The sequence below is a fragment of the Micromonospora sp. R311 genome (genome assembly GCF_056780015.1).
Window position 1 is genome coordinate 1 of sequence record NZ_JBSWCE010000086.1, and the last position, 5,500, is coordinate 5,500.

A 5,500-nucleotide genomic window follows, 5' to 3' on the forward strand; every position below is an offset into this window, starting at 1 on the left:
ATGCTCAGCCTCGGCGGCCACCGACCCCAGCTACCCCACCGATGACCACCAACCCACACATCCGTCACAAGACCCATAAATATGACTCTCAGGTATCAGCCTCGCGGGCACGCCTGGCTGCCAGCCGCCGCCTCTGACGAGCCGCATTCAGCCCGAGGGCGATCCAGCGGGGCCGTCCGAGCCCGGAGCCCGCATCCACTCGGCATTGATCCAGCCCGGGGGCCGCACCCCGCCCGGGGCCGCACCCCGCCCGGGGGCCGGATCCAGCCCGGGGCCGGATTCGGCCCCCGGGGGCCGGACGGTCGGCCGGGGCGCCTGAGGGGCGGGAACCGCCGGCCGGCGTCCCGGAGGGACTATCCAACCGGCGGCGAAGGATCAGCCCGTGTTGCGCATGCCGGCGGCGATGCCGTTGACCGTGGTGAGCAGGGCCCGCTCCAGCGCGGTGCCGTCGCTCGGCGCGCGCCGGCCACCCGGGGCGGTGGCCACCGCCCGGCCGGCGGCGCCGGAGTCGCGGTACTGCCGCAGCAGCGCCACCTGGAGGTGGTGCAGCGGCTCCAGGTAGGTGTCCCGCACGGCGAGGGTGCGCTGGAGCACCGGCGAGCTGTCCAGCAGCGCCGGGGCACCGGTCACCGCCAGCACCTCCTGCCGGGTCAGCTCGTACTCCTGCTCGATCTGGTGGAAGATCGGGTGCAGCTTCTTCGGCACCAGCGTCTCGACGTACCGGCGGGCGATGCTGAGGTCGGTCTTGGTCAGCATCATCTCCACGTTGGACAGGAACGTGCGGAAGAAGTGCCAGTTGCGGTGCATCTCGGCCAGCACGTCCGCCCGGCCGGCGGCCCGGGCCGCGGCCAGCCCGGAGCCGACCCCGAACCAGCCGGGGACGATCTGCCGGGTCTGCGTCCAGCCGAACACCCACGGGATGGCGCGCAGCCCGGCCAGCCCGGCCCCGGTGTTCGGGCGCTTCGCCGGACGGGAGCCGATGTTCAACGCGCCGAGCAGCTCGGTCGGCGTCGACGCCCAGAAGTACGCCGGCAGGTCCGGGTCCTCGACCAGCGACCGGTACGACCGGAACGCCGACTCGGAGACCAGCTCCATCGTCGCGTCCCAGCGTTCCAGCAGCTCGGCGGGCTGCCGCGGGGCGGTGTGCAGCAGCGTCGCCTGCAGCACGGCGGCCAGCGTCAGCTCCAGGTTCTCCCGGGCCAGCGAGGGCAGCGTGTACTTGTCGGAGATGACCTCACCCTGCTCGGTGACCTTGATCGCGCCGTCCAGGGTGCCGTACGGCTGGGCCAGGATGGCCTCGTGCGTCGGCCCGCCGCCGCGACCCACCGTGCCGCCCCGGCCGTGGAAGAGCCGCAGGTGCACGCCGTGCCGGGCGGCCACGTCGCGCAGCGCGCGCTGGGCCCGGTGGATCGACCACTGGCTGGTGGTGATGCCGGCCTCCTTGTTGGAGTCCGAGTAGCCGAGCATGACCTCCTGCACGTCGCCGCCGGCGGCGACCAGCGCGCGGTACGCGGGCAGCGAGAGCAGCTCGTCGAGGAGGTCGCCGCCGGCGTTCAGCTCGGCCGGCGTCTCCAGCAGCGGGACGAAGCCGATCCGGGCCCGGCCGCTGTGCACGTCGACCAGGCCGGCCTCGCGGGCCAGCACCACCGCGGCGAGCACGTCGTCCACGCCGAGGGTCATCGAGATGATGTACGACTCGATGACCTCGTTGCCGAACCGGTCCTGCGCCTCGCGGATGGTGCCGAACACGTCGAACGTCTTGCGTGCCGCCTCGGTGAGCGGGGTGTCCAGGGTGGACAGCGGCCGGCGGCCGGCCAGCTCGTCGGCGAGCAGCTTGGTGCGTTCCAGCCGGGTCAGCGACGGGTAGTCGGAGACCTCGCCGACGGCCGCGTAGAGCTGGGCCAGCACCGCGTGGTGCGCCTCGGCGTGCTCGCGCACGTCCATGGTCGCCAGGTGCAGCCCGAACGCGGAGACGGTGCGGATCGTGGAGGCGAGCCGGCCCACCGCGGTGAGCTGGCCGGAGTTGCGGGCCAGCGAGGCGCGCAGCAGCTCCAGGTCGGCGATCAGCTCGGCGGAGCCGCGGTAGTCCCGCCCGGGTACGTGCGCGGTGCCCTGCCGCAGCCGCTGCCGGGTGTTGGCCAGCTTGGCCTTCACGCAGCGGGCCTTGAGCCGGTAGGGCTCCTCGGCGTTGACCCGCCGGAACCGCGGCGCCACCTCGGGCAGCGCGTCCAGGTCGGTGGCGAGGCTGGCGGAGAGGTCCAGCGACACCCCGCGCAGCCGGCGGGACACCGAGACCTCGTTGATCAGGTGGTCCATCGCCTTCTCGGTGGCCGCGATGCCGTGCTCGTGCTGGATGGTCAGCACGTCGCGGGTCACTGCCGGGGTGACGAACGGGTTGCCGTCCCGGTCGCCGCCGATCCAGGTGCCGAAGGAGAGCGGCCGGGCCGTCGGGGAGGTCTCCACGCCGAGGGTGCGCAGCGTGTCGGCGAGGTCGTCGAGCACCTGCGGGGCGGCCTCGGCGTACAGGTCCCGCAGGTAGTAGATGGCGTTGCGCGCCTCGTCGGTCGGGTCCGGCCGGTCCAGCCGCAGCTCGTCGGTCTGCCACATCAGGTCGAGCAGTTCGGCCAGCCGGCGGTTGGCCGGCCCCTCGTCGCTGGCCCCGTAGAGGATCGCGTTCGCGGTCTCGGCGTCCAGCTCGTCGGCGATGGCCCGCAGCTTCGACAGGATCGACCGGCGGGCCGCCTCCGTCGGGTGCGCGGTGAACACCGGCCGGACCGCGAGCCGGCGGGCCACCGCGGCGATCTCCTCCGCCGGCACCCCGCGCTCGGCGATCATCTTGGCCGCCTGGTCCAGCCAGCCACCCTGGATCGCCCGGCGACGCCGCAGGTCACGGGCCCGGTGCACCTGCTCGGTGATGTTGGCCAGGTGGAAGTAGGTGGAGAAGGCCCGGGCCAGCTTGGTGCCGGTGGTGACGTCCAGGCCGCCGAGCCGCCGGGCGGCGGTGGGGGCGTCGGAGCGGACCAGCGCGCGGATCTCCTCGACCAGGTCGAGCAGCGGGCGGCCCTCCTGGCGGGCCAGGGTCTGGCCGAGCAGGGTGCCGAGGCGGCGGATGTCGGCCCGCAGGGCGGCGTCGGGGCCGTCGTGGTCGTGCTGGTCGGTCACGGTGCGCTCCTTACGCGAGTACGAAGGACAGCGCTGTCCGACTCCCTGGATCGTATCCGCGTGGCCCCGACGGGAAGGAGGGGGCCCGAACCTCAGCCTAAGGCGGTTTTCGCCGGATTCCGGCGTCTTCGCCGGCCGGAAACCGCTCGACCCGCCAGTTAGCGTTCGATCATGACGTCGCTCAGCTATCCCCCGAAGCCCCGGCCCGGCGACCGGGTCGCGGTGGTCTCACCCTCCGCCGGCCTGCCGGGTCTCTTCCCCGAGGTGTACGAACTGGGGCTGCGCCGGCTGCGCGAGGAGTTCGGCCTGGAACCGGTGGAGTACCCGACCACCCGGGTGATGGGCGCCGACCCGCGCGACCGGGCCCGGGACCTCACCGCCGCCTTCGCCGACCCGTCGATCACCGCCGTGCTGGCCACCGTGGGCGGCGAGGACCTGATCACGGTCACCCCGCACCTGGACGACGCGGTGCTGCGGGCCAACCCGAAGCCCTACTTCGGCTACTCGGACAACACCAACGTCCTCAACCACCTGCACCGGCTGGGCATCGTCGGCTATCACGGCGGGTCCGTGCTGGTGCACCTCGGCCGGCCCGGCTCGCCGCACCCGCTGACCTTCGACTCGCTGCGCGCCGCCCTGTTCACCCCCGGCTGGTACGAGCTGACCCCGGCCACGGAGTGGGGCGACCAGCCCAACGACTGGCGGGACCCGGCCACGCTGGCGGTCGGGCCGCTGATGTTCCCGGGCGCCGGGTGGACCTGGCAGGGGCCCCGCCGGGTGGTCGAGGGACGCACCTGGGGCGGCAACCTGGAGGTGCTGAACTGGCTGCTCGCCGCCGACCGGGTCGCGCCCGTCGAGCAGCTCGCCGGGTCGGTCTTCCTGATGGAGACCTCGGAGGAGCTGCCCTCGGCCACCGAGGTCTACCGGATCCTGCGCAACCTCGGTGAACGCGGGCTGCTGGCCACCTTCCCGGGGGCGGTGGTCGGCCGGGCCAAGGCGTGGGACTTCGAGCGGCCGCTCTCGCCCGAGCAGCGCCAGGTGTACGCCGCGGAGCAGCGGGCGGCGGTGACCCGGGCGTTCGCCGAGTACGCCCCGGACGCCGTGCTGGTCTTCGACGTCGACCTGGGCCACACCGACCCGCAACTGATCGTCCCGTACGGCGGCGAGATCCGCGTCGACGCCGTCGACCGCCGCATCTCGGTCCGCTACTAATCAGCTCGCGGGAGTGCCCGAGCCCGCGTACGTCGGGGACCGGCACCTTCGGGAAAGTTGCTGCCTCCCCGCGATCCGAGGCAGCACCGTCCCCGAGGATGCCGGCTGCGCCGGTGACCCGTGTGTCAGGCGTCGACGAGGGCGAAGGCGCGGACCGGGAAGGTGCCCATGCCGGCGACCCGCGGTGGGGCGGCGGTGAACCGGAAGCCCTCCGGGGGCAGCTCACCCAGGCCGGTCAGGTGTTCCACGATCGGGATGCCGGCGGCCAGCAGGGTGCTGTGCGCGGGGCGTTCGCCGCCGGCCGCCGGGGTCATGTCGTCGATGTTGATCGAGTCGATGCCGACCAGCGCCGCGCCCGCGTCGGCCAGTGCCCGGGCGGCGTCCCCGGTGAGGTGGGGCGCCTCCGGCGCGCCGTACCGGTCGGTGCCGAAGTGCGCGTCCCAACCGGTGTGCAGCAGCACCGCGCGCCCCGCGACGTCGTACGGGGCCAGCATCAGCCGGTCGATCGCCCGGGTGCCGGCGGGCAGCCGGACGACGACGCCGGGCAGGTCGGCGAGGCGGTCCAGTGGCACGCCGGACAGGTCGGCGCCGTCGGCCCAGCGGTGCGCCGGGGTGTCCAGGTAGGTGCCGGTGTTGGCGATCATGTCGATCCGGGCGACCCGGAACTCGGTGCCCGGCGCGTAGTTCGCCCGGGACTCGGCGAAGGTCAGCCAGTCACCGATCCGCGGCGCCGGCCAGCCGGGCAGGGTGACCATCCCGTCGCTGATCACGTGGCTCAGCTCGACCAGCCGCCGCCCGGCGCCGGGCGCACCCGAGCCGGCCGCCGCATCGGCACCCGCCTCGGCGGCGGCCACCCCGCGACCGCCCTTGTGCGGCTCCTGGATGATCGTCTTGTTGCCGATCCGGACCTCGGCGACCATCAGCAGGCCGAGGTGCCGGACCAGGAGCGCGCCCAGGTCCGCGTCGCTGATCTCCCGGCCGGGGATGTCCAGCCGGAACCCCTCTGTCCGCAGCCCGCCGCCGTTGGCGAAGCTCACCTCCGCGTCGAACTGCGCCCGCCACTGCTCCCTCATCCCAAGACCCGATCATGACCCCGCAGCCCCCGTCAAGATCCGCCCGCCCCCCC

Annotated in this window: 3 protein-coding genes; 1 reads left to right on the top strand and 2 read right to left on the bottom strand. The window is 73.8% G+C overall.

Going from position 1 to position 5,500, the window contains the following annotated elements:
- Positions 1–375: 375 nt before the first annotated feature.
- Positions 376–3,162 (bottom strand): phosphoenolpyruvate carboxylase, encoded by a 2,787-nt coding sequence (ppc, locus tag AC1WTP_RS34055; RefSeq protein ID WP_481653323.1) that lies wholly within the window; start codon positions 3,160–3,162, stop codon positions 376–378.
- A 171-nt stretch (positions 3,163–3,333) separates the two neighbouring features.
- On the opposite strand from ppc, the gene AC1WTP_RS34060 reads away from it, so the two are divergent.
- Complete coding sequence (locus AC1WTP_RS34060; protein WP_481653324.1) at positions 3,334–4,374, top strand: S66 family peptidase; 1,041 nt, start codon at positions 3,334–3,336, stop codon at positions 4,372–4,374.
- Positions 4,375–4,499: 125 nt separating this feature from the next.
- Here AC1WTP_RS34060 and AC1WTP_RS34065 read toward each other — a convergent pair whose 3' ends face one another.
- On the bottom strand, positions 4,500–5,447 hold the full coding sequence (locus AC1WTP_RS34065; RefSeq protein WP_481653325.1) for a cyclase family protein: 948 nt from the start codon (positions 5,445–5,447) through the stop codon (positions 4,500–4,502).
- Between the last annotated feature and the right edge of the window lie 53 nt (positions 5,448–5,500).

Coding starts and splice junctions, on each gene's coding strand:
- AC1WTP_RS34060 (WP_481653324.1), top strand. CDS start 3,334: ATGACGTCGCTCAGCTATCCCCCGAAGCCCCGGCCCGGCGACCGGGTC.
- AC1WTP_RS34065 (WP_481653325.1), bottom strand. CDS start 5,447: ATGAGGGAGCAGTGGCGGGCGCAGTTCGACGCGGAGGTGAGCTTCGCC.